Here is a 4,046-nt window from a genome sequence, read left to right on the forward strand (position 1 = left end):
CGTCAGGTCAATCAACATCTTTGTCGGCTGACCTGACGCCATCGCGGGCAAGCGCGCTCCTACCAAAGCTATCTGCAACAAGGCAGCTAATGACCAAGCCCTGCGATCTTCGCTACAGTGCGCAGCATAATCAATGACAAGGATTCGGCCATGACCGATAAAAGCCAGCAGTTTGCCAGTGATAACTATTCGGGTATCTGTCCTGAAGCCTGGGCTGCGATGGAACAGGCTAACCACGGCCATCAACGTGCGTATGGCGATGACGAATGGACCGCGCGTGCCTCGGATCAATTCCGTAAATTATTTGAAACCGACTGTGAAGTGTTCTTCGCCTTCAACGGCACGGCCGCCAACTCAATGGCCCTGTCTTCGTTGTGCCAGAGCTATCACAGCGTTATCTGCTCGGAAACCGCTCACGTCGAAACTGACGAATGCGGCGCTCCGGAGTTCTTCTCCAACGGCTCCAAGCTGCTCACTGCACGCAGCGAACAGGGCAAGCTGACGCCTGAGTCGATCCGCGAAGTGGCGCTCAAGCGTCAGGATATTCACTACCCCAAACCTCGTGTCGTGACCCTGACCCAAGCCACCGAAGTCGGCAGCGTTTACCAGCCAGAAGAGCTCAAGGCGATCAGCGCAACCTGCAAAGAGTTGAATCTGAATCTGCACATGGACGGCGCGCGATTTGCCAACGCCTGTGCATTTCTCGAGTGTTCACCCGCTGAGCTGACCTGGAAGGCGGGTGTCGATGTGCTGTGCTTTGGTGGCACCAAGAACGGCATGGCGGTGGGCGAGGCGATTCTGTTCTTCAACCACAAGCTGGCTGAAGACTTTGATTACCGTTGCAAGCAGGCCGGGCAACTGGCGTCGAAGATGCGCTTCCTGTCAGCACCCTGGGTTGGGCTGCTGGAAGGTGATGCCTGGCTCAAACACGCCAATCATGCCAACCATTGCGCGCAATTGCTGGCGTCGCTGGTGAAGGACATTCCGGGTGTTGAACTGATGTTCCCGGTCCAGGCTAACGGTGTATTCCTGCAATTGTCACAACCTGCCATTGCGGCACTGACGGCCAAGGGTTGGCGCTTCTATACCTTCATCGGCAACGGCGGCGCGCGCTTCATGTGCTCGTGGGACACCGAAGAAGCCCGCGTGCGTGAGTTGGCCGCGGATATCCGGTTGGTGATGGGGGCTTAACGCGCGATGCAATTCCGGTAGGAGCCAACTTGTTGGCGATGCTGGCGACGCGGTGTGTCAGCTGCGCCGCCTCGCGAACAAGTTCGCTCCTACCTGTGTATTCGAATCAGTTCTGCGCAATCGTCTTCGAAATCGCTTCCACCGTCGCATCGACCTTCTCGCGGCAGAGGTCCAGCTCGACCTGATGTTGCTGTTTGAGCTCGATCTGCTGTGAGCACAGGTTAAGGGCGGCCAGCACCAGCAGGCGGTCGCCAATCAGCGTCGGGTATTTGCGCTTGGTATCGGCCAGCGATGCGCGCAGCAATGCGGTGGCTTGCTGCAGGGTTTGCTCTTCACCGGCCGGGGCCTTGATCGAATAGTCGTTGCCGAGAATCGAAACGACCGTCACCCCGTTTCTGTCAGTGCTCATGCGCTGACTGCGCTTGCGCTGGTCGCGCGGTCAACAAGGGCCTGAATCCGCGCCGCAGTGGCACCTTGTTTCTCTTCCTGCTCCATCAGACTCAGTTGCAGACTGTCGTTGTCATCCCTGGCTTGGGCCAGCTCCGTGCTGAGCTGAGCGTTTGTGCTTTGCAGTTGCTGGTTTTGTTGCACCAGATCGCTGACAAGTTGTTCCAACTGGCTAAGGGATGCTTCCAACATTTTGATTTCTCTAGCAAATTTCAACGGGCGCACACCTTAAAGAAAAGTCACTGCGCATACCAGTTAAGCCACTTAAATAACGGCGTTCTGGCGCGCTGCGTCCTCCCTGAAGGCAAGTGCATAAACAGGCCCTGTTGACTGTGATTTTCCGATCTGGTTCCTGCTGCTCGTCAGTCGGGCCAGGCCGAAGAAACATGTCGTCTTCGATATTCCCGTGTTTTTTGCTCAAAGCCCTGTAAACGTTGCCTTTCAATGACTTGCATGGCTTTTTGCTATATCGAAAAGAGCCTGCGACCTTACGCCACGCCTGATTTCAGTGCATCGGCCTCAAGTCCGTCACCCTGTAACCGATAGGCATCACCACCTCTTCTATTCACTTCAACGCAAGGAATGCGCTTCTTCTTTTGGGAAAACCCATGTCATTACGCACCATGAATATTGCGCCCCGCGCGTTTCTCGGCTTTGCCTTGATCGGCACCCTTATGTTGGTCCTCGGCGTTTTTGCGCTGTCGCAGATGAGCAAGATCCGTGACGCAGGCGATGAGATCGCAAAAAGCAGCGTTCCCAGCATCCAGAGTCTGGACCGACTCACCGAAATCAGCATTCGCCTGCGCGTTCTGTCCTATCGTCTATTGATCAACCGCGAACCGGACATTCAGAACAAGACCATCGATTTGTTCGCCATGCGTAACAAGCAAATCACTGACGCCCAGGCTGTCTATGAAAAATTCATTACCTCTCCAGAGGAGCAATCCGCCTACAACGAGTATGTGCGACTGCTAGGGGAGTACCGCCAGCTAGAAGAACGCATCAAGAGCCTGAGTCGTGCTGGCAAGATTGATGAGTTGGGTCAATTGCTCAATGAAGAAACGCTGGCCAACTCCGATCAGATGAACGTGGCGCTGGCCAGGCTGGTCGAGATCAATGCCAAGGAATTGAGAGATACCAACATGGACGCTGCCGAGCAGTATTCTTCGGCATTCACTCTGGTAGTTAGCCTGCTGATCATCACCACGATCCTGACCATCCTGTTCGCCTGGCTGTTGACCCGCAGTATCACCCAGCCAATTGCTTCAGCGCTTGAAGCCGCAGAAACCATCGCTGAGGGTAATCTGACTCGCCCGATCAAAGCCGACGGTACTGACGAAGCCGGTCGTTTGCTCGCCGCCATGCAGAAAATGCAGGAAAAGCTGCGTGACACATTGACCCGTATTTCGGGTTCCGCCACCCAGCTTGCTTCTGCTGCTGAGGAACTCAATGCGGTGACCGACGAGAGCGCTCGTGGCCTGGCTGAGCAGAACAACGAAATCGAACAAGCCGCTACTGCTGTCAACCAGATGACCAGCGCTGTGGAAGAGGTGGCGCGTAACGCGGTCAGTACTTCTGAAGCCTCGAAAAACGCCACTGCCTCGGCGGGCGACGGTCGTGATCTGGTTCAGGAAACTGTCAATGCCATCGAGCGCATGAGCGGCGACGTGCAGAGCACTGCAACACTGATCGGTAATCTGGCTGAAGAGTCCCGTGACATTGGCAAAGTGCTGGATGTGATTCGCGGCCTGGCTGACCAGACCAACCTGCTGGCCCTCAACGCCGCAATTGAAGCGGCGCGTGCCGGTGAAGCCGGTCGTGGTTTTGCCGTGGTCGCGGATGAAGTGCGTGCCTTGGCGCATCGTACTCAGCAGTCCACCAGCGAAATCGAGCGCATGATCGGCAGCATTCAAGGCGGCACCGAACAGGCAGTCAGCTCAATGCGTAACAGTACCGAGCGTGCTGAGTCGACCCTAAGCATCGCCAAAGGCGCAGGGCTGGCGCTGGACACCATCAACACCGCCGTGGTGGAAATCAACGAGCGTAATCTGGTAATCGCCAGTGCCGCCGAAGAGCAGGCTCAAGTGGCTCGTGAAGTGGACCGCAACCTGGTGAACATCCGTGATCTGTCGGCCCAGTCGTCTGACGGTGCCACCCAGACCAGTGCTGCCAGCAGCGAGCTGACCCGGTTGGCGGTTGACCTGAACGGCATGGTTTCGCGGTTTAGTTTGTAAGCGCGATACCCAGCCCATTCGATTCAGATTCCGGGGCTGGAATACCTGTGGGGGACTCTATGTTCACTTGCAATCCCGTAATTGGATGGACTCGCCCAAGCCGAGGCGTCAGTAGCGCCACGGTGGCATTCTTAAGAAGCCAACGACAGCGAGGGCGAGTCCATGAAAAAGCAT

4 protein-coding genes and 1 pseudogene are annotated in these 4,046 nt (G+C 56.2%); 3 read left to right on the forward strand and 2 right to left on the reverse strand.

Going from position 1 to position 4,046, the window contains the following annotated elements:
• Positions 1-150: 150 nt before the first annotated feature.
• Positions 151-1,191, forward strand: coding sequence for a threonine aldolase family protein (locus KDX30_RS29315; protein WP_027898487.1), 1,041 nt, complete (start codon positions 151-153; stop codon positions 1,189-1,191).
• Between the two features lie 106 nt (positions 1,192-1,297).
• Here the strand turns inward: KDX30_RS29315 and KDX30_RS29320 are convergent, their stop codons facing one another.
• Both KDX30_RS29320 and KDX30_RS29325 read right to left on the reverse strand, forming a co-directional pair.
• Entirely contained in the window at positions 1,298-1,600 is a 303-nt protein-coding gene (locus KDX30_RS29320; RefSeq protein ID WP_027899823.1) for a cell division protein ZapA, read from the reverse strand.
• Positions 1,597-1,830 carry a hypothetical protein gene (locus tag KDX30_RS29325; protein ID WP_027899824.1) on the reverse strand — a complete coding sequence of 78 codons (234 nt, stop codon included), beginning with the start codon at positions 1,828-1,830 and terminating at the stop codon, positions 1,597-1,599. Before KDX30_RS29325 ends, KDX30_RS29320 begins: the two co-directional genes overlap by 4 nt.
• Before the next feature lie 431 nt (positions 1,831-2,261).
• On the opposite strand from KDX30_RS29325, the pseudogene KDX30_RS29950 reads away from it, so the two are divergent.
• Together KDX30_RS29950 and KDX30_RS29955 are read left to right on the forward strand one after the other, a co-directional pair.
• A pseudogene (locus KDX30_RS29950) lies at positions 2,262-3,017 on the forward strand (MCP four helix bundle domain-containing protein); the annotation flags it as partial.
• Positions 3,009-3,872, forward strand: a complete 864-nt coding sequence (locus KDX30_RS29955) for a methyl-accepting chemotaxis protein (protein ID WP_406644026.1) — start codon at positions 3,009-3,011, stop codon at positions 3,870-3,872. The pseudogene KDX30_RS29950 and the gene KDX30_RS29955, both read left to right, overlap by 9 nt.
• Positions 3,873-4,046: the final 174 nt, after the last annotated feature.

This window comes from Pseudomonas quasicaspiana, assembly GCF_021147825.1.
In the GTDB taxonomy this organism is placed as follows: domain Bacteria; phylum Pseudomonadota; class Gammaproteobacteria; order Pseudomonadales; family Pseudomonadaceae; genus Aquipseudomonas; species Aquipseudomonas quasicaspiana.

Coding starts and splice junctions, on each gene's coding strand:
- KDX30_RS29315 (WP_027898487.1), top strand. CDS start 151: ATGACCGATAAAAGCCAGCAGTTTGCCAGTGATAACTATTCGGGTATC.
- KDX30_RS29320 (WP_027899823.1), bottom strand. CDS start 1,600: ATGAGCACTGACAGAAACGGGGTGACGGTCGTTTCGATTCTCGGCAAC.
- KDX30_RS29325 (WP_027899824.1), bottom strand. CDS start 1,830: ATGTTGGAAGCATCCCTTAGCCAGTTGGAACAACTTGTCAGCGATCTG.
- KDX30_RS29955 (WP_406644026.1), top strand. CDS start 3,009: ATGCAGGAAAAGCTGCGTGACACATTGACCCGTATTTCGGGTTCCGCC.